Source organism: Agrobacterium sp. Ap1 (assembly GCF_017313375.1).
In the GTDB taxonomy this organism is placed as follows: domain Bacteria; phylum Pseudomonadota; class Alphaproteobacteria; order Rhizobiales; family Rhizobiaceae; genus Neorhizobium; species Neorhizobium cellulosilyticum.
Map to the genome: position 1 here is coordinate 437,362 of NZ_JAFLMY010000004.1, position 19,476 is coordinate 456,837.

The following is a 19,476-nucleotide window of genomic DNA, read 5'->3' on the forward strand; positions in this document are numbered from 1 at the left end:
CCGTTGAGGCGAAGAAATTATCCCTTCAACTTCGCGATGACCAGATGGCCCGGGCTGGGATTGCCGTCCTGCATCCGCACGTTGATATCGCTCATTTCGACAAGCTCGAAACCGGTATCGGCAAGCCGTGTACGGATATAGGCCGGCGAATGCATGAAGCGCTGATGCGGGCCGACCGTGTAGGTGCGTTCATCACCTTCCGGCAGGGATTCGGAGGAAAAGATGAACAGGCCGCCAGCGACCATGTTTTCGGCCGCACCGAAGAACAGCGGCTCGAGCGCGCCGAGATAGGGGAGCACGTCGGTCGCGGTGATCAGGTCGAAGGGCGCGTCGTCATTGTCCTCGAGGAAATCCTCGACTTCGGCGACATAAAGCGTCTCGTAGAGATCCTTCTCGTGGGCGATCTCGACCATGTTTTCGGAAATGTCGAGCCCAGTAATGTAGTCGACCATGTCGCGCAGTGTGCCGCCGGTCAGCCCCGTGCCGCAGCCGAGATCGAGCATGCGCTTGAACGGGCCGAGCTTCAGATCCTGCAGGCGCTGGCGCACCAGAACCGGGACAGCATAGCCGAGCTGTTCGACGAGGATGTCTTCGAAGCTTTCCGCATGCTGGTCGAACAGCGTTTCGACATAGGCGTCGGGCGCCTTGGGCGGCGCTTCGCCGCGGCCCATCGAGGCGATGCGAACGGCAGCACCACCGTGGTCTTCCGGATCGATTTCCAGCACCTGTTTGTAGGCTTCGACGGCCGCATCGATCTCGCCGGCCTTTTCATGCGCAAGCGCCCGGTTATAGGCTTCCGCCAATGCTTCTTCGTCGATCTTCGCCATAACCATATCCTCGTTGTTGCCAGCCGCTTTACGTGTCGCGGCAGCGTTTGGCAATTGCGAGGATCATAGCCAAGCGCAATCAGTGCAGGATGATTTCGCCCTTCACCTGCCGCCACTCGCTGGCCGAGATCAGCTTGCGGTGCACGTAACGCACGGAATGGATCGGCCCTTCCAGCTTCTCCTGCCAGAATTTCAGAAAGCCGTTCATTTCGGGAAAGTCGGGGGCGAGATCATAGTCCTGCCAGACATAGCTCTGCAGCAAGGCAGGGTGATCCGGCATGCGGTAGAAGATCTGGGCGGTGGTGAGGCCGTAGCCTCGCAGCATCATTTCGAGTTCCGACATCTGCTGTTCCCTTTGTTCAATGACGCATTGTCTGCGTCATTGAAATGGGATCATGTCATGCTTAACGGAAGCTTGACAATTGTCGCTTTTGGCTGAAATTGATGTTTTATTTCAGCCTGTTAGCATCCATCGTCTAGGAGTGCTGCTAACGCATGTCTCCCGAACGTGCTCAACCGCTTCGGGGGTTAGATCGCGACGTGCATCAGCGCACCAAATGGCGGGTCAGGCGCCGTTCGATGAAGTTCCACAGATGCCGCAGCGCTTCGACCATGGTGAGGTAGAAGATCGCAGCCCAGAGATAAGTCTGGTAGTCGAACGTCCGCGAGAAGGCGTAGCGCGTCTCGCCCATCAGGTCGTAGACGGTGACGATCGCGACCACGGCCGAGCCTTTGATCATCAGGATGATCTCGTTGCCGTAGGGGCGAAGTGCCACGATCAATGCCTGAGGCAGAATGATCTTCCAGAAGGCGACGCGCTTGGAAATGCCGAGTGCGGCGGCACCTTCGTGCTGGCCGACGGGAACACTCTGGATCGCGCCACGCAGGATTTCCGCCTGATAGGCGGCCGTGTTCAGTGTCAGCGAGAAGAGGCCGCAATACCAGGCTTCGCGGAAGAACCACCACAGGCCGACGGATTCCAGCTGCGGTCGGAAACTGCCGAGACCGTAATAGATCAGGAACAGCTGGGCGAGCAGCGGCGTCGAGCGGAAGATGTAGACATAGGCGTAGGCGATCGCATTCAGCACGCGGTTCTTCGACATGCGGGCAAACGCGATCGGCAGCGAGAGAACGGCGCCGAGCACGATGGAGATTCCGACCAGCGAAATCGTCGTCCATAAACCGTTCAGGTAACGCGGTCCGTAACGCTCGAATTTGGCCGGATCCCATCCCTCGATCACCATGCTGATCAGCGCCATGGCAAGCAGGGCCCAAAGGATCAGCACGCCGATGCCGACGACTTTCGCTGTCGTCAGAGGCCGGTGCAGCACTGCAGGTGCCGGGCGTGGCGGGATCATTTCTTTCGCCACGCTCATCGGGAAACCTCCGACCGCTTGGCCCAGCGCTCGACAAAGCCAAGACCGTAGGACGAGATCATCGCCAGGATCAGATAAAGCAGGCAGGCCAGGAAATAGAAGAAGAAGGCTTCCTTGCTGACGCGCGCCGCAACGCCCGTCTGGCGCACGATATCGGCAAGTCCAATAACGGAGACATAGGACGTGTCTTTCAGGAGGATCAGCCAGAGATTGGTAAGGCCGGGCAGGGCGATGCGGATGAGCTGCGGCAGAACGATCAGAACCATCGTCTTGCCGCGACGAAGACCGAGCGCGTCGCCGGCCTCATATTGCCCGCGCGGAATGGCGCGGAAGGCAGACAGCAGAACTTCCGACGAATAGGAGGAGAACACCACCGCCAGTGCCACCATGCCGGCTACGAAGGCGTTGATCTCGACGCGACCGTCATATCCGAAGAAAGCCAACACCGACTGGATCAGCATCTGCGCGCCGTAATAGACGATGAACAGCGTCAGCAGTTCGGGCAGGCCGCGAAAGATGGTGGTGTAGATACCGGCGGCCAGCCTGAGCAGTTTTTCCTGCGACTGCGCGGCAAGCGCGATCAGGAAACCGATCAGCAGCCCGACAGGCAACGTGGCGAGCGCCAGCGAGATCGTCACCTTGACGCCGAAGGCGATTTCGTCGCCCCAGCCGGTGTCGCCACAGGAGACGAGGCCGGTGCCGCCGAACCAGGTGAAGACACCGGCGGGGCCGCAAAACGGGTCGAGTGTATTAAAGAGGGCGGAGAGCCATCCGCTCATAGGATCATGTTCCGGTTCATATTCCCCTGCGGCTTATGTCGTGCCGCTTTCAAATGCCAATTAAAAAGGAAAATTTTCTGAGGACAAGTGCTTCATGAAAATGAAAACGGCGGAAGGTGACCCTTCCGCCGTTTTTTTAGCGATTGGACGGATTACTTGTCGCCGCCATAGACGTCGAAGTCGAAATACTTGTCCTGGATCTTCTTGTAGGTGCCGTCGGCGCGGATTGCCGCGATTGCGGTGGTGAACTTGTCTGCGAGCGCCTGTTCGTCCTTGCGCACGGCAATGCCGGCGCCCTGACCGTTGATTTCCGGATCGACCGGCAGCGGGGTCAGGATTTTGCAGCAGGAGCCGGCATCCGACTTCACCCATTCGGTGAGCACGACGATATCGTCGACAACACCGTCAATACGGCCGTTGGTCAGGTCGAGCTTGTATTCGTCAGCTGTCGGATAGAGCTTCTCATCCGCATCGGGGAAATGCTTTTCGACATAGTTGGCGTGGCTGGTCGAACCCTGCGCGCCGATGGCCTTGCCCTTCAGCGAAGCAGCAGTTGCTTCCGTCAGCGGCGAATCCTTCGGCACGGCAATTGCCGGAGGCGTGTTGTAGTACTTCTTGGAGAAGGTGACCTGCTGCTGGCGCTCAGGCGTGATCGACATCGAAGCGATGATCGCGTCGAACTTCTTGGACTGCAGGGCCGGGATGATGCCATCCCAGTCATTGGTGACAAAGGTGCACTCGGTCTTCATCTGGACGCAGAGTGCCTTGGCGATGTCGATATCGAAGCCGGTCAGTTCGCCGTTGGATTCCAGAACGTTGAAGGGCGGGTATGCGCCTTCCGTGCCGATGACCAGCTTGTCCTGGGCCGAAGCGGCGCCAGCAAAAAGCGAGATCGCCGCGATCGACGCGGCAGCAAACAAACGGGTGGAGATCTTCATAATTGTCCTCTCTGTTGGCAGGCCGGCGACGTGTTCTCGGTTTTTCGCAGCCGGCGAGGGGCATTTCGCAGCCCTTGTTTTTTATAGATACCGGCTCCGGCAAAATTGCAACGGCATTTTCTACGGCAACCTCGGGCTTCACATGCGTTTGACGTTTACGTCCAAACCCTGATGTCGCCAGAGTGTTCCTGGAGGAGATTGTTGCCGGAAGAAAATGCCTGACATCGCAGGCGGAGCTTTTTGTGATGCGCCAAGATAGCGCAGCGATAATTGCCGGATGAATACAGCATTCAAGCGTAGTTCAGACTTTGGTCCCGATGATACGGACCTTTGCAGGCGGCCATAATGGGAACCAATTGGAACAAATACAGTTGTGGTGCCGCGAAAAACTGCCCGCAAGAGGTGGGCCTCAACAGTCATGATCATTGGGGCCGTCGCGAGCATCTAGGGACGAAAGCCAGAAGAAGGAAAATGTCATGTCGATGAAATCCAGATTGTTCGCCAGCGTGGCGGCGCCTGTTTTGTCCCTGCCATTGTTGATGCAACCTGCCTATGCCCTGCCATCCGGTGTGGATCTCGGATCGGTGCAGCCGGCGGCGCCCGGTATCATTCGGGTGCAGGAGCAGGTTCCGGCAGAGGGTGAGGAGCTTCCGAAGCGCCGCAAGCCGCAGGCTGATCAGGGCGAAGGAGCTGAACGTCCGCGCGGCGAGCGCCAGCAGCGGGCAGAACAGCCAGAGGGTGAACGTCCCCAGCGTCGCCAGCAGCAGGCAGATCAGGGTGAGGGTGGTGAACGGCCGCAACCCCGCCAGCGTGAACAGCGTGCCGAGCAGCCGGACGCCGAGCGCCCTCAGCGCCGTGAGCAGCAGGCAGATCAGGGCGCGGGCAGCGAACGTCCGCAACGGCGTCAGCAGAACGCCGAGCAGGCCCCCGATCTCCGGCAACAGGCAAAGCCGGATGCAGATCAGGCCGAACAGCCCAAGCCGCGCAAGGAACGCCAGCAACAGGCCGAGCAGCCTCAAGGCCGTCCGCAGCAGGCAGAGCGTCCTCAGACTGAACGGCCGCAGCGTCAACAGGCAGATCAGGGAGATGTGATCCAGCCGCCAAAGCCTCGCGCGCAGCAGAATGCCGATCAGGCACCTGAACCAAAGCCGACAGCAAAGCCGCCTGCACAGGCGGATGCGGAACAGCCCAAGCCGCGGCAGGAACGCCAGCAACAGGCGGAACAGCCGCAGGCCGAGCAGCCTCAAGGCCGTCCGCAGCAGGCCGAGCGTCCTCAGACTGAACGGCCGCAGCGTCAACAGGCAGATCAGGGAGATGTGATTCAGCCGCCAAAGCCTCGCGCGCAGCAGAATGCCGATCAGGCGCCGGTGCCCCAGCAGCAGCCGGGCCAGCCGCCCAAACCTGCCCGACAGCAGGCTCAGGACGCGGACAAGGCACCTGATCAGGCGGTGAGCGGTGGAGAGCGCAATCAGCCGCGTCCCGTTGAGCAGAGCGCCGAGCAGCCGAAGCTTCCGGTCGAAAACGGAGCCGCCGTGCTCGACAGTGCCAAGGAACAGCGGCCGGATCGTGCGCAACGCGGCGGTGACCGTCCGCAGGATCCGAGCCGTCCGGACAGACGCGGAAATCCGAGCGCGCCAGACCAGCAGCAGGCACAGGAACGCGCGGCTCCGCCGCCGCGTAACGATGCAGACGCGCAGGCCAATGATCGTGTCACCCGCGAAGACCGGGAGCGCTGGCGCAACCAGCGTCGCGAGCTGGTAGAGGAACGCGGCCAGCGTATCGATGGCCGGCCCGATTTCGAACGGCCGCGCGGCTGGGATGTTTTGGGCCCGATCGGCGACGCTCTTCTGGGACAGAACCAAAACCAGGATCGCAATCGTGACCGTGGCCGCGACAGGAATTGGGATCAGGACCGTGACGATGGTCGCGTTATCATCTCGATCGACAACCAGACCTATGTGCGCCACGACGACAGCCGCCGCTTCTACGATGATGGAGGCCGTCCGGAATATGAGCGTCTGAGCGACGGTCGCTATCGCGAGGTCGTCGAACGCAACGACGGTACCCGCGTGGTGACGATCCGCAACCGCTATGGCGAAGTCGTCCAGCGTTCGCGCATCGTCCGTGGCGGTCGGGAATATGTGCTCTATTACGCACCGGAGCTTCTGGAAGACCGTCAGGACTATACCTGGCGCGATCCGGGTGACGAACTGCCGCCGATGCGCCTTGGCGTGCCGATTGACGACTACATCATCGATACATCCAGCCAGCCGGATCGCGACTATTACCGCTTCCTTGAGCAGCCGCCGGTGGAGCGGGTCGAACGGCCTTATTCGCTCGATGAGGTCCGTTATTCGGCCCGTATCCGCGACAAGGTTCCGCGTATCGACCTCGATACCATCACCTTTGCCACGGGCAGCGCCGAGATTCCGATGAACCAGGCAACCTCGCTGCGCAAGGTTGCAGACGCGATCAATAAGGTGCTGGAAAAGGATCCGTCGGAAACCTTCCTGATCGAAGGCCATACGGATGCGGTCGGCTCGGATGAAAGCAATCTAGTCCTTTCGGACAAGCGCGCAGAATCGGTGGCTGTTGTCCTGTCGGATGCTTTCGGCATTCCGCCCGAAAACATGACGACGCAAGGTTATGGGGAGCGGTATCTGAAAGTGAGTACCGAAGCGGCAAACCAGGAAAACCGCCGCGTGACGATCCGCCGGATCACGCCTCTGGTAAAACCTGTCGCCTCGAACCAGTAACGGGTCGGACAGGCAGGAATTGGAAGCCGTCGGCCATTCGGTCGGCGGCTTTCAGCGTTTTGGAAGGCCTGTGGTGTCGATGATGAAGTCGGCAATGGATGCCGTGTCGTCGAGCTCGAAGACGGGCAAAGTTTGCAAAGCGAGCGAGTGATCCGTGGCGATCGCAACGATATGGGGATCAATCGGTGCCAGAGGCTCGCGGCTTTTCGATTCCAGCCGGCGCAGTTCTATCTTCGGGATGGCCTCGTGCTTGTAGCCCTCTACGAGTACGAGATCACAAGGTGCCAGCCGTGAAAGGATTTCGGCAAGCGTCGGCTCAGCTTCGTCTCGCAGTTCATGCATGATCGCAAAGCGCGTTCCCGAGACAATTGCCACTTCCCCGGCGCCCGCCTCCCTGTGCCGAAATGAATCCGCACCGGGCTTGTCGATGTCAAAGTCATGATGCGCGTGCTTGACGGTGGAAACGCGATAACCGCGGGCGGTAAGCTCTTCAACCAGACGAACGGTCAGTCCCGTCTTTCCAGAATTCTTCCAGCCGGAAATCCCGAAGGCGGGCGTGGTGTTCATTCAAGGCTCTCCGTAAAGGCCGCGGCTTGGGTAAGCTCTTCTGGTGTGTTGATGTTGAAGAAGGGATCAAGCAGGCCGCGGCGTGTCTGAAGCGACGGGAAATCGACAGTCACCATGCGGTGACGGCTCAGGAACGCATTGATGCGGCGATTATCGCTATCAATCAGCCAGTGTTCGAGATCCTCCGCAAGAGCGATCGGCCAGAGGCCGAAAACCGGGTGACGGCGCTCCAGTGAGGTGGCGATGACGACGGTTTCCGGATCGGAACAGGCTGCGCTCAATTGCGGCACAAGATCTAACGGCAGAAAAGGGCTGTCGCACGGAACGCTGGCGAAATGCGATACTTCTGCGAGCCGGCGGGAATAATGGCGCATCCCGGTAAGGATGCCGGCGAGTGGTCCTAGCTGTCCGGCGAGATCATCTGCAAGATAGCGATAGCTCTCAAACCCCGGGAAGGGGGCATTGGCGTTGACGGCGAGATCCGATACCTGAGGAGACAGTCGCCTAATGACATGAGCGAGAACGCTTTTGTCGCCGAGCGGAAGCAGCGCCTTGTTCGCTCCCATGCGGCTGGAGCGGCCACCGGCAAGAATGAGACCGGGCGGGCGCATCCTCAGCCACCCGCCGTGGGCGTCACCGCCTTTTTGGCCGTATCGATGGCGCGGCGGCTTTCGCGGTAGAATGTATAGAGGCCGGAGCAGATCACGACGGCCGCGCCCATGAGCACTGTCATGCCCGGACGCTCACCGAAAACCAGGACCCCGATGAGGAGCGCCCAGATCAGGCTGGTATAGCGGAACGGCGCAATGAAGGAGATTTCCCCACCGCGCATGGCGAGGATGATTGCCTGATAGCCGCAGAATACCGCAATCGCCGTCAGCGCCAGAAGCAGCCAGTTGAAACCCGAAATCGGGTGCCATCCGCCTGTCGGGCCGACGAGAACAAAGCCGACGACCATGATGATGAAGGAGGTGAAGAGGGTCACGTGGATGGTCGGGATTTCCGTTGCGATCCTGCGTGTCACGAGATCCCGGCAGGCGGTGAAGAAAACCGCTGCAAGCGGGAACAGCGCGTCGCTGGAAAAGCCTTCAGGTCCCGGCTGGATGATCAGCAGCACACCCATGAAGCCGACGATGATGGCGCTCCAGCGCCGCCAGCCGACCGGTTCGTGAAACAGAAGCGCAGCCCCGAGCGTAACCGCAAGCGGCAGCGACTGCATGATCGAGGAAGCCGAAGCGAAATCGATCCTGGCAAGCGCGTTAAAGAAGGACAAAGTTCCGCCGAGTTCGCAGGCGGTGCGCAAAAGCACCAGCGGATGGGTGAAGGCGCGTAGCGAGAATTTGGCGCGCAGGAGAATGGAGACCGCAAATACGAGTATGGTTGTCAGAACCCCACGTACTGCCATGATCTGCGGAATACTGAGGTCGTGCGTCAATGCCTTGACCATCGCGTCATTGCAGGAAAACACCGCCATCGCGGTCGCCATGAGCAGCGCACCGCGCGTGTTATCCGACAATGCCATCCCGATTCCTCCACCCTTTGCGTCCCGTCTTTACGTGATCGGCAAGTTTGCTGCCAGCAGATTTCCATCTGATTTTTCCGCGCGCAAATGTCGCCGGCTGCCATTAACGGTTGCTCAACCGAAAGTGGCCATCGTGTGCAGATGTTCCCGCATGAGGCTGGAATCGCTCCGTTGTGCACACATGCAATCGTGCCTTCAGCGCAGCTAATGACGGGGAAAAAATTGTTTATCGATCGACTTTTGCAAAGCCGGAAAATTGTAACCAAGGTTCTTCTGTTCGTTGTTCCTCTCGTTCTGCTGATCGCGGGCGTGGGCCTTGCCGGATATTACACGGCCAATACTCTGAATGGCCATATGACCGTGACCCGCGCCACGATTGAGAACATCGGCGATTTCGAGCGCCTTCAGTCGAGCTTGCAGGAATATTCCGCGACGCCGAATGAAAAGACGCTTTCGGCACTAAGAGCCGATATCGATGCCCAGCAACAGGGCGTCGGTGTGCTCGAGGGACTTCTGACAAGTGAAGGGGATCGATCACGGGTTGCACCGGTTATGGGGCTCGCCTCGGCAATGCGCAGTCATGTCGATGCGCTGTGGGCCGTCAAGCTGCTGCGGGACGAAACGGATGCGCAGATGGCCAGCGCCGTGACGGAAATCGATACGCTCGGCACGGAAGTGGAGGCGCAGGTAGGCAGCCTGCGCAAGCAGAGCGCCGGCAAGGAGAAATTTGCCAAGGGCATGTTGCTGGAAGCCTATGCCTATAACGCCATTTCGGGCAGGGTCTCGGACTTACGTGAAGCAATGCGTCGTGCCGAAAGCGACGATGCGGCCATCAATACGGCCAAGCTCTACCTCGGCCCATTGGAAGAGGAATTCGCAAAGATCAGCACTCTCGTATCGGAAAAGGCAGGCAAGGCTTTCGATCCGGCGCGACAGGCCGCTGCCGGCTTGAAAGCGACCATTGCCGGCGACGCCCCGATCGCCGACAAGGCGCAGGCCGTGCGTGTCGGAACAAGTGCACTCATGCCGATCCAGCGAGATTTGGATAATCTGTCCAACAGCCGGGCCGTAACGGCGGCTGAACGGTTTGTTGGTCTTGAAGGTGATGTGGCCGTCCAGCGTGAGCTGCTTGCCCAGACAGAGGATTCGCTGCGCAGGATCGATGAGCTCAAACTGCTTGTCGAGCGGATGAGCGGTACGATGAGCGAGGCTTCGCAGAAGCCGCTTCTTGAATCGACGGCGGGTTTGCGTACCGTCTCGGCGCGTGTTTCTGAACTTGCCAAGACCAACTTCACCATGGCTGGCTTTGCTGTAAAGCTCGAGCCGCTTCTCGCATCGCTGGACGCCGGATCGACAAAGCTGATCGTGATCGCTTCCGACTGGCAGAAGAAGAGGGCGGAAGCCACGGCCACTCTGAGCGGCGCGATGGCCGGGCTGAAGAATTTCGTTGCCCAGGCTCAGGAAGTCGGCAAGGAAGATAGCGAACGGTCGGCAAATCTTTCGGTCGTCGCCATGGTGGTCGGTACGATATTGGCGATCGCGGGCGGCCTGATGCTGATCGAGACATTGCGCGGCCCTCTGCGCCGGGTGACCGAAGTGATGAAGCGTCTTGCCGACGGCGACCTGGAGGTTTCGATCGAAGGCCGCGAGCGTGGCGATGAGATCGGTGACATGGTTCGTTCCGTTACGGTATTCCGCGACGCTGCGAGAGAAAATGTTCGGCTGGAGCAGGAAGCCGCCGCCGCCCGGGAGCTCTCTTCGGCGGAAGCAGAACAGCGTGCCGGCGAACGTGCCCGCATCGCGGCCGATCAGCAGCATGCGTTGACCGCGCTCTCGGGCGTGCTCGGCAATCTGGCCGAGGGCGATCTGGCAACGGGGATGGACGAAAATCTCCCGGCAGATTTCGTCATGATGGCCAGAACTTATAATCAGGCTGTCGATGCTCTGCGTGCGACTTTGTCCGAAGTCGGCTTTGCGGCGCAGGAGATCAATGGCGGTACGGCCAATCTTTCCGCCTCCGCCGACGATCTGGCGAAACGCACGGAACAGCAGGCGGCCGCGCTGGAGGAAAGCTCTCGGGCTTTGCGCCACTTGAGCGATGTTGTGCGTAGCACCGCTACTAATGCCCGTCAGACGTCTCAATCGGTCAACGAGACCGAAGAGTTCGCCGTCCGCTCAGGCGAGGTCGTGGCACGCGCAGTCAATGCCATGGGCGAGATCAGCCGCTCCTCCGACAAGATCAGCCAGATCATCGGCGTCATTGACGAGATCGCCTTTCAGACGAACCTCCTGGCGCTGAATGCCGGCGTCGAGGCTGCTCGCGCCGGTGAAGCAGGCCGCGGTTTTGCTGTTGTCGCCCAGGAGGTCCGCGAACTGGCCCAGCGCTGCGCGGGTGCGGCCCGCGAGATCAAGCAGTTGATTTCGGCAAGTGCAACGCAGGTCGAAAGCGGCGTGCAGCTCGTCGAGGAAACCGGCGAAGCACTCTCCAGGATCATTGCTCACGTCACCGATGTTCGAAAACTGGTGGCACAGATTTCCTCGGCTGCCGCAGAGCAGTCCACGGGCATCACGCAGGTCACGCAGGCTGTCAACGACGTCGAACTGATAACCCAGCAGAATGCCGCCATGGTCGAGGAGAACAATGCCGAAATACGTGGCCTGCGTCACCGGGTGGAGGATCTGACCCAGAAGATCGGCCGCTTCAGGACCAGCGACAGCAGCGGGACCTATTACCAGGAGCCTCAGCCGCGTTTGCACCGTAGCAGCGCCGCATGACGTGAAGGCAGATGCCCAGAACCTCGTGAAACTTCAAAAGCCGCCGCCAGATACGACGGCGGCTTTCGGGGCTAAGGCTAAGCCCGCATCTTGCCGCATTTGAGTAAAAAGGCTGGAATCGCGGATCATCATCCGGTAGTTGTTGATCATGACAGGGGCGTCCGGCGAAAGCCGGGCTGAGAAGTACCCTTTGAACCTGAACCAGATCATGCTGGCGGAGGGAGTCGTTCGGGTCTTCGTTCTTGACGTCGCATCCCCACGTCCACCTCCGCCTCAAAAGGAGGCGCAGATGGCAGACGATTCCGCTCAATCATTGAAACCCGGCGCATTGCTGGCAGCGATGCGGCAGAAAAATCCGTTGGTGCAGAACATCACCAATTTCGTCGCGATGAACATTGCCGCCAATGTGATGCTGGCTGCGGGCGCATCGCCTGCAATGGTGCACAGCCCGGAAGAGGCGGCGGAATTCGCAGGCATAGCGGCGGCACTGACCCTCAATATAGGGACCATCTCGCCGGACTTTTTCGACGGTATGAAGCAGGCCGCCGAGGCTGCAAGCGAAGCGGGAAAACCCTGGATACTCGATCCGGTTGCGCATTTCGCGACCGCCTATAGGCGTGCCGCCGTGTCCGCGCTTCTGGAGCACAGGCCGACGGTAATCCGCGGCAACGCTTCCGAAATCATCACGCTTGCCGGCGAGCATGCATCGGGGCAGGGGGTGGATTCCGGTGACAGCGTGGCTTCAGCGCAGGCCGCTGCCCGCGCTCTTGCCATTCGTCATGGCTGTGTCGTCGCCGTGACTGGGGAACGGGATTTCGTCACCGACGGTCATCGTGCCGTTCATGTTCTCGGCGGATCTGCGCTGATGCCGAAAGTGACGGCGCTCGGTTGCTCGTTGACCTGTGTCATCGGCGGTTTTGCAGCAACCGTGCCGGACAAGCCGTTTGAGGCAACAGTTGCGGCGCTTGCCTTGTTTGCGTCAGCTGGCGAACTGGCGGGACGGGACGCTCATGCGCCGGGTTCCTTTGCCGTGCGTTTCCTCGATCTGCTTGCGGAAGTGACCCCGGATGCCGTTGATGCCGTAGCGCGGGTGATACCGGCATGAAGCAGTTCGACCTTTCCCTTTATCTGGTGCTGGACCCGAATCTTTGTCGCGCGTTCGGCATGGTCGAGACGGCGCGACTTGCCGTGCTGGGCGGGGCAACGATGGTGCAGTTGCGCGACAAGCAGGCAACGACCGCAGAGATGATCGCGACGGGCCTGCAGCTGAAAGCTGCCCTTTCAGGGGCCGGCGTGTCGCTGATTGTCAACGATGATGTGGAGGCCGCGCTCGCGATCGGTGCAGACGGTATTCATGTCGGGCAGGAAGACATGAATGCGACGGAGGTTCGAAAGCGTGTTGGCGATAGGCTAATCCTTGGTCTCTCCATAGAGACGGAAGATCTGGCGCGACGGGTTGATCCGGCGGTGGTTGATTATGTCGGCGTCGGCCCGGTCTTCGCGACCGGCACGAAGCCGGATCACAAGCAGCCGATCGGTTTTGAAGGCCTTGCGCGGATCGTGGCGGCATCCCCGATACCCGCAGTGGCGATAGGCGGCGTCAAGGTTCAACATGTCGAAGAAATCTTTCGCGCAGGGGCAAAGGGTCTCGCGGTCGTATCCGCCATATGCGGATCGCCCGATCCCCAAGCTGCCACAAGATTGATCGCCGATAAAATTGCGGAGGTGAAGAAATGACGATTCGCAATGTCTTGTCGATTGCAGGCTCCGATCCATCCGGCGGCGCCGGCATACAGGCGGACCTCAAGGCATTTTCCGCCCGCGGCACTTATGGCATGGCAGCGCTGACGGCGTTGACGGCCCAGAATACGCAGGGCGTGACCGCCATTCATGCGTTGCCTCCGGAGTTCGTTCGCGCCCAGATCGAGGCGATTTTTGCCGACATAAGGGTCGATGCGGTGAAGATTGGCATGATCGCCAATGCGCAGATTGCACGCACCGTTGCAGAATTGCTTGAGACCCATGCGATGGGTATTCCGATCGTGCTTGATCCGGTGATGGTCGCAAAGGGTGGCGCTCCACTTCTTGCCTCCGATGCCGGTCAAGCGGTTATCGACCGGCTGCTGCCCCTTGCTTCCGTCATCACGCCGAACCTTCCCGAAGCTGCAGTCCTGCTGGGCGAGAATGAGGCTAAGACACGGGCGGAAATGGCCAGTCAGGCGACGGGTTTACTGCAGCAAGGACCGGGTGCCGTGCTGATCAAGGGAGGCCATCTCGCCAGCGACGACAGCCCGGATGTACTGGCGGATGTTGGTGGCGTGACCTGGTTTGAAGGGCCGCGAACGACGACAAGGAATACCCATGGCACCGGCTGCACCCTGTCGAGCGCCATTGCCGCCGAACTTGCCAAGGGACGATCCATGGTGGAGGCGGTGAAGTTGGCGAAAGCTTATCTGGCCAAGGCTATAAACGCTGCCGACACCTTATCGGTCGGCAGCGGACACGGGCCGGTCAATCATTTCGTCGAGCTGTGGGAGGATGAGGTCACCCGCCGGTGACACTCATGTGTCGCGCGACCGCGGGGCGTTTGTGAGTGCGGTCGATGATGAAGTCATGGCCTTTCGGCTTGCGGGTGATCGCCTCATCGATAGCATTGGCAAGGTAATCATCATCGTCAGAGCCGCGCAAGGCGGAACGCAGGTCCGCGGCGTCGTTCTGGCCGAGACACATGTAGAGAGTGCCGGTGCAGGTGAGACGTACGCGGTTGCAGCTTTCGCAGAAATTATGCGTCATCGGCGTGATGAAGCCTAATCGTCCATTTGTTTCCTTTACCTCGACATAACGGGCGGGACCGCCTGTCTTGTAAGGAATTTCGGAAAGAGTGAACTGCTCTTCAAGGCTTTCCCGAACCTGCGACAGGGGGAGATAGCGGTCAGTGCGGTCCTCTTCGATCTCGCCCATCGGCATGGTCTCGATCAGCGTCAGGTCCATGTCCCGGCCATGTGCGAAACGGATCATTTCCGGGATTTCATGCTCATTGAAATCCTTCAGCGCCACGGCATTGAGCTTGATCTTGATCCCGGCTTTCTGGGCAGCATCAATACCGTTCATGACCTGACGGAAATTGCCCCAGCGGGTGATAGCCTTGAATTTCGCTTCGTCGAGCGTGTCGAGCGAAACATTGATGCGGCGCACACCGTTGTCATGAAGCTCTTGCGCATAACGGGCAAGCTGCGAACCATTGGTCGTCAGCGTCAGCTCATCGAGCCTTCCTGCATCGATTTGTTTTCCAAGCGCCTCGACCAGGAACATGATGTTCTTGCGTACCAGCGGTTCGCCGCCTGTGAGTCTCAATTTGCGAACGCCCTTCGCGATGAAGGCGGAACAGAGACGTTCCAGCTCTTCGAGCGTCAGCAGGTCCTTCTTCGGCAGAAAAGTCATGTTTTCTGCCATGCAATAGGTACAGCGGAAATCGCAGCGATCCGTCACTGACACACGAAGATAAGTCACCGCACGACCAAACGGATCGATCATCGGCGCCTGGGCCGATGCTGGATTGCCGAACAATGGTGGGGTAACGATGGAATTCAAGTCAATATACTCCTGATTGCCGGAATCTGGTGGTCATCATCGATGACGTCAAGCTTTATACCGACAAAGCGGATGGCACTTTGATCAAAACGGCGCGACGCACAGGGTTGCGGCGAATTGATGAAATCCATAATCCTGAGCGGGTGAAATTGGAAGAGCGGATATGACCGAGGTTTCGAACGACAGCTGGCCCACCGAACTGCGCGTGGCCGAAGACAAGCGGACGTTGACGGTGACATTCGACGATGGAGCGCGTTTTGCGCTGCCCGCCGAGCGGCTGCGCGTTCTCTCGCCCTCGGCCGAGGTTCAAGGCCATGGTCCGGGCCAAAAGGTGACGGTTCCCGGCAAGCGTATGGTGGCGATCCGAAATTTGGTTGCGGCCGGAAATTATGCCGTGCGAATTGCTTTCGACGACGGACACGACAGTGGAATTTTCACCTGGCGTTATCTGCGCGAGTTGGGAACGGACGGTGACGATCTTTTTCGACAATACGAAGAGGATCTGGCTGCTAAGGGCCTGAGCCGAGACGGCGCGCGAGCGCGTTAACAGGATAAGCAAGGGGACAAGCGGGTGGCGGCAGAATCGAATGCAGGTGAACTGGTACAGGTCGTGGCGCTTTTGGGCGCAGGCGTTATCGCCGCGCCGCTGTTCAAGCGGATAGGGCTTGGCTCGGTTCTCGGTTATCTGGCGGCAGGCCTGGTTGTCGGCCCATTCGGCCTGAAGCTGGTCTCCGATCCGCAAGCCATCCTCCACATTGCCGAACTCGGCGTGGTCATGTTCCTCTTCATCATTGGGCTGGAAATGCAGCCCTCGCGCCTATGGAGCATGCGCAAGGATATATTCGGCCTTGGCGCACTTCAGGTTTGCGCCTGTATTGTGGCGCTGATGGCGATTGGAATGGGGTTTGGCCAGACGGCTCCCGTTGCCTTCGTGGCAGGGACAGGTTTCGTCCTGACATCGACGGCAATCGTCATGCAGATGCTGCAGGAGCGCAATCATCTGCATACACCGAAAGGCCAGCATATCGTCTCGATCCTGCTCTTCGAGGATTTGGCCATTGTACCCTTGCTGGCGATTGTCACGCTCCTTGCTTCACACGGTGAGACCGTATCCATCATGGAACGTTTCCAGTCTGTTGCTATCGGCTTTGCCGCGCTGGTGGCTCTCGTTCTTGCGGGACGTTATCTTCTCAACCCCTTTTTCCGGTTGTTGGCCAATTCCGGTGCCCGTGAAGTTATGACGGCAGCCGCCCTGCTGGTGGTGCTCGGGTCAGCACTGCTGATGGATTTCGCCGGACTTTCCATGGCCATGGGCGCCTTCCTTGCTGGCGTTCTCCTGTCCGAATCCTCTTTCCGGCACCAGCTCGAAGCCGATATCGAACCTTTCCGGGGGATATTGCTCGGCCTGTTCTTCCTGGGCGTCGGCATGGCGGTCGATCTCGCAGTCATCGCCGCGAACTGGCAGCATGTCGTTCTTGCCGTGATCGCCTACATGATCGTAAAGGCACTGGTAATCTATGGTGTAGCCCGCCTTCTCGGTACGCCTCATCCGGAAAGTGTCGGCCGTGCGATCCTGATGGCGCAGGGCGGTGAATTCGCATTCGTGCTCTATGCCGCTGCGACATCGGCCGGCATTTTCGACGCAGAGACGAATGCAGTGCTGACCGCAACGATCGTGTTGTCCCTGGTGGTCACACCGCTTGTCGTGGCTGTTTATGTCCGAATTGCACCCAAGCCGCAGGTCGACACAAGCGGGCTTGACGCGCCGGAAGATATTGCGGGCACTGTGCTGATGATCGGTTTCGGCCGTTTCGGCCAGATCGTCAGCCAGCCGGTGCTGGCGCGCGGTTATACGCTGTCGATCATCGACAAGGATGCCGAATTTATCCGGGATATCGGCGATTTCGGCTTCAAGGTCTTTTACGGGGACGGCTCCCGCCCGGAAATCCTCCACGCCGCGGGGGCAGCGACCGCAAAGGCGATCCTCATCTGCATTGACGACAAGGAAGCGGCCATCAAGATAGCCGAGATCGTCAAGGATGAATTTCCCATGGTGCCGCTGCTTGCCCGTGCCTATGACCGCGGCCACGCGATAGATCTCTTGAAAGCCGGCGTCGACTACCAGATTCGGGAGACCTACGAATCGGCGCTGAATTTCGGCAGCGAAGTGCTGAGCGTGCTTGGCGAGGAGGAAGAACTTGCAGCCCAGATCATCGAGGAATTTCGCGAGACCGATCGCGAGCGTTTCGCACTAGAGCAGATCGGTGGCATCTATGCCGGTCGCTCGCTGATCAAGGGCAACGCACGTCCCGCCGACGTCATTGCCGCAAGAACGGGACGGCAAAGAGAGAAACGCGCGGCAGAACAGGCCGCCGCGCAGGAGGCTGCAACGTGAATGACGAAACCATGATCATCCGCTCGATCGAGGAATTAAAAGCGATCTATGGCGCTTCGAGCGAAGCGTCGACTGCCAAGGTGACGACAAAATTGACGCCGGAATATCGGCACATGATCGAGATCTCTCCGTTCGTAGCGCTTGCGACGGTGGGCCCGGAAGGTCTCGATTGTTCGCCGCGCGGCGATATTGGCGGTGTTGTCAGGGTCGAGGATGAAAATACGCTGCTGCTGCCGGATTGGCGCGGCAACAACCGTGTCGATTCGCTTATCAACATCGTTCGCGATCCTCGTGTCGCCCTGATGTTCCTTATTCCTGGTTCGACCACCACAATGCGCGTCAACGGCAGGGCAGTCGTTTCCGCCGAGCCATCTCTCCTGCAGAGCTTCGAGATGGATGGCAAACATCCGCGAACGGTTGCTATCGTCAGAGTCGATGAGGTCTATTTCCAATGCGCCCGCGCACTGATGCGATCCGAGCTGTGGAATGTCGATCGTTTCGTCGACCCGATGACATTGCCGACGCCAGGGCAATTGTTGAAGGCGGCAAAAGCGGATTTCGACCGGGAAACCTATGATCGTGAATGGCCGGCGCGTGCGGCCAAAACCATGTGGTGAGTGAGAGATATCCTGAAAGAGAAAAGGCAGGCCGGGCGGCCTGCCTTTTACTTCTTGTAGATCAGCCAGTTCTTGCTGATGTAATGGCTCTTCATGCTCTCCTCGAAGAAGACCGAGCGATTGCGACCGCTGTTTTTGGCATAATAGAGAGCTGCATCCGACTGTGCGTAAAGCTCGCCGGGATCGGCTGCCTGGACGGCCATCGAATAACCGAGCGAGATTGTCACCGGTCCGTAGTTTACGCCCGAGCGAGAGTTGCGGAAGGTTCTTGTCTCAAGGGCACGGCGCACGCGCTCGCAGATCACCATTACCTCGTCCGGCGTATTGCCTTCAACGATGATCGCAAACTCTTCACCGCCGGTGCGCGCGACGAATACATCTTTCCGTACATTGGCGCGCAGCACAGAAGCGACAGTCGCGAGAATTTTGTCGCCAACCGGATGGCCAAAATTGTCGTTTATCTTCTTGAAGTTATCGATGTCAGCCAGAACAAGCGCGGTGAGGGGCAGGGCCGTCTGGTTGTCGAATGAACTGGCCAGGCGCTCATCAAAGGCGCGACGGTTTGAAAGTCGCGTCAGTGAATCGGTATTGGCAATGCGCTTGTACTCATCAAGTTCACGGCGCACCTGATCCATTTCGTTGGATCGCTGAACCATGTCGTCGACGGTCTTTTCGCCATGCGCCATCTTGTCATCGGTTGCCTGGTGCAAGAGGCTGATGGCACTGCGGATGATATCCGTAGAGAAACTGTTCTTCGTATTGATTCTCGACGCGGTCTCGCTGAGCAGCTTGCCGTAACTTTCGAGCGAGTTCTGCTCTTGGCGCAGAAGCTTCAGCAGCGCATCGAGTTCCCCGAGCAAACGGTCGTTTGCCTTCTCGATAACGGCAGCTTGAGGCCCGCCGAGATAACGCTCTGAAATTATGTCCAGATCTTCCTGAGTAGCTCGGCTGCCAAGCGCTGCGAGTTCTCGAGTGAGATCCGGGTTCGAGCCTATGTAGGCTTCATAGAAAAGCTGATAATTGCGCGGTATGGGCGATACGCCCATTGACCGCACTGCATAGATGATCTGCCCCATCAGGTCACCCGAATGCGGCTTCGATGCAGATATCGTCGTCATCGACGACCCCCAGTTAGACCCTATGGATTTGATAAAATCTTATATTAAAATCTATTGGAAAATAATTAAGGATCTATTTCGTCGACGCTTCGTTCAAGTAGTAAAAGGAATTTTTGGTGGCGCTAAAATTTATTATTACTCAATACGATAAGTGATTATGTGTCGCAACTAAGTATCTTTTGATTTATCTATAGTTGTATGATGATGGGTGCAAT

Annotated in this window: 19 protein-coding genes and 1 riboswitch; of the genes, 9 read left to right on the forward strand and 10 right to left on the reverse strand. The window is 58.9% G+C overall.

The window, feature by feature from the left end; genetic code table 11:
- Window positions 1-17: 17 nt before the first annotated feature.
- The 5 genes from JZX87_RS11135 to JZX87_RS11155 form a co-directional block, all read right to left on the reverse strand.
- Window positions 18-833 carry a class I SAM-dependent methyltransferase gene (locus JZX87_RS11135; RefSeq protein WP_206825583.1) on the reverse strand — a complete coding sequence of 272 codons (816 nt, stop codon included), beginning with the start codon at window positions 831-833 and terminating at the stop codon, window positions 18-20.
- Between the two features lie 73 nt (window positions 834-906).
- A complete protein-coding gene (locus tag JZX87_RS11140) occupies window positions 907-1,170 on the reverse strand; it encodes an usg protein (protein ID WP_206825418.1) in 264 nt (87 codons plus the stop codon).
- A 202-nt stretch (window positions 1,171-1,372) separates the two neighbouring features.
- A complete protein-coding gene (locus JZX87_RS11145; RefSeq protein ID WP_148148483.1) occupies window positions 1,373-2,203 on the reverse strand; it encodes an ABC transporter permease in 831 nt (276 codons plus the stop codon).
- On the reverse strand, window positions 2,200-2,982 hold the full coding sequence (locus tag JZX87_RS11150; RefSeq protein ID WP_206825419.1) for an ABC transporter permease: 783 nt from the start codon (window positions 2,980-2,982) through the stop codon (window positions 2,200-2,202). Before JZX87_RS11150 ends, JZX87_RS11145 begins: the two co-directional genes overlap by 4 nt.
- Before the next feature lie 152 nt (window positions 2,983-3,134).
- A complete protein-coding gene (locus JZX87_RS11155) occupies window positions 3,135-3,920 on the reverse strand; it encodes an ABC transporter substrate-binding protein (RefSeq protein ID WP_206825420.1) in 786 nt (261 codons plus the stop codon).
- A 476-nt stretch (window positions 3,921-4,396) separates the two neighbouring features.
- On the opposite strand from JZX87_RS11155, the gene JZX87_RS32005 reads away from it, so the two are divergent.
- A complete protein-coding gene (locus JZX87_RS32005) occupies window positions 4,397-6,676 on the forward strand; it encodes an OmpA family protein (RefSeq protein WP_206825421.1) in 2,280 nt (759 codons plus the stop codon).
- 51 nt (window positions 6,677-6,727) lie between these two features.
- Here the strand turns inward: JZX87_RS32005 and mobB are convergent, their stop codons facing one another.
- From mobB to JZX87_RS11175, 3 genes are read right to left on the reverse strand one after another with little or no spacing between them, the layout of a single operon-like run.
- Window positions 6,728-7,243: a molybdopterin-guanine dinucleotide biosynthesis protein B gene (gene mobB / locus JZX87_RS11165; RefSeq protein WP_206825422.1), complete on the reverse strand. Its 516-nt coding sequence runs from the start codon at window positions 7,241-7,243 to the stop codon at window positions 6,728-6,730.
- The gene (mobA, locus tag JZX87_RS11170; protein ID WP_206825423.1) at window positions 7,240-7,854 is read right to left on the reverse strand and encodes a molybdenum cofactor guanylyltransferase MobA; all 615 of its coding nucleotides are present in this window, start codon (window positions 7,852-7,854) and stop codon (window positions 7,240-7,242) included. The genes mobB and mobA overlap by 4 nt, the downstream gene beginning before the upstream one ends.
- Window positions 7,855-7,856: 2 nt before the next feature.
- The gene (locus JZX87_RS11175; RefSeq protein ID WP_206825424.1) at window positions 7,857-8,765 is read right to left on the reverse strand and encodes a DMT family transporter; all 909 of its coding nucleotides are present in this window, start codon (window positions 8,763-8,765) and stop codon (window positions 7,857-7,859) included.
- A gap of 207 nt (window positions 8,766-8,972) precedes the next feature.
- On the opposite strand from JZX87_RS11175, the gene JZX87_RS11180 reads away from it, so the two are divergent.
- The 4 genes from JZX87_RS11180 (at window position 8,973) to thiD (ending at window position 14,098) form a co-directional block, all read left to right on the forward strand.
- The gene (locus JZX87_RS11180) at window positions 8,973-11,540 is read left to right on the forward strand and encodes a methyl-accepting chemotaxis protein (protein WP_206825425.1); all 2,568 of its coding nucleotides are present in this window, start codon (window positions 8,973-8,975) and stop codon (window positions 11,538-11,540) included.
- A gap of 143 nt (window positions 11,541-11,683) precedes the next feature.
- Window positions 11,684-11,780, forward strand: a riboswitch (TPP riboswitch).
- Window positions 11,781-11,829: 49 nt separating this feature from the next.
- Complete coding sequence (gene thiM, locus JZX87_RS11185) at window positions 11,830-12,645, forward strand: hydroxyethylthiazole kinase (RefSeq protein WP_206825426.1); 816 nt, start codon at window positions 11,830-11,832, stop codon at window positions 12,643-12,645.
- Window positions 12,642-13,277, forward strand: coding sequence for a thiamine phosphate synthase (gene thiE / locus JZX87_RS11190; protein ID WP_206825427.1), 636 nt, complete (start codon window positions 12,642-12,644; stop codon window positions 13,275-13,277). Before thiM ends, thiE begins: the two co-directional genes overlap by 4 nt.
- Entirely contained in the window at window positions 13,274-14,098 is an 825-nt protein-coding gene (thiD, locus tag JZX87_RS11195) for a bifunctional hydroxymethylpyrimidine kinase/phosphomethylpyrimidine kinase (protein ID WP_206825428.1), read from the forward strand. Before thiE ends, thiD begins: the two co-directional genes overlap by 4 nt.
- On the opposite strand, the gene moaA is transcribed toward thiD, so the two are convergent.
- Window positions 14,085-15,074 (reverse strand): GTP 3',8-cyclase MoaA, encoded by a 990-nt coding sequence (gene moaA / locus JZX87_RS11200; protein WP_148148513.1) that lies wholly within the window; start codon window positions 15,072-15,074, stop codon window positions 14,085-14,087. The genes thiD and moaA overlap by 14 nt on opposite strands.
- An 86-nt stretch (window positions 15,075-15,160) precedes the next feature.
- Between moaA and JZX87_RS11205 the strand changes: the two genes are divergently transcribed.
- Genes JZX87_RS11205 through JZX87_RS11220 form a run of 4 tightly spaced genes read left to right on the forward strand, consistent with a single transcriptional unit; the run spans window position 15,161 to window position 18,143 of the window.
- Window positions 15,161-15,298, forward strand: a complete 138-nt coding sequence (locus JZX87_RS11205) for a hypothetical protein (RefSeq protein ID WP_206825432.1) — start codon at window positions 15,161-15,163, stop codon at window positions 15,296-15,298.
- Window positions 15,295-15,678 carry a gamma-butyrobetaine hydroxylase family protein gene (locus JZX87_RS11210; RefSeq protein ID WP_206825434.1) on the forward strand — a complete coding sequence of 128 codons (384 nt, stop codon included), beginning with the start codon at window positions 15,295-15,297 and terminating at the stop codon, window positions 15,676-15,678. The genes JZX87_RS11205 and JZX87_RS11210 overlap by 4 nt, the downstream gene beginning before the upstream one ends.
- 24 nt (window positions 15,679-15,702) lie before the next feature.
- Window positions 15,703-17,526, forward strand: coding sequence for a monovalent cation:proton antiporter-2 (CPA2) family protein (locus JZX87_RS11215; protein WP_206825445.1), 1,824 nt, complete (start codon window positions 15,703-15,705; stop codon window positions 17,524-17,526).
- Between the two features lie 11 nt (window positions 17,527-17,537).
- Entirely contained in the window at window positions 17,538-18,143 is a 606-nt protein-coding gene (locus JZX87_RS11220) for a pyridoxamine 5'-phosphate oxidase family protein (protein ID WP_206825585.1), read from the forward strand.
- A 47-nt stretch (window positions 18,144-18,190) separates the two neighbouring features.
- Here the strand turns inward: JZX87_RS11220 and JZX87_RS11225 are convergent, their stop codons facing one another.
- Window positions 18,191-19,261, reverse strand: a complete 1,071-nt coding sequence (locus JZX87_RS11225; protein WP_148148470.1) for a GGDEF domain-containing protein — start codon at window positions 19,259-19,261, stop codon at window positions 18,191-18,193.
- Between the last annotated feature and the right edge of the window lie 215 nt (window positions 19,262-19,476).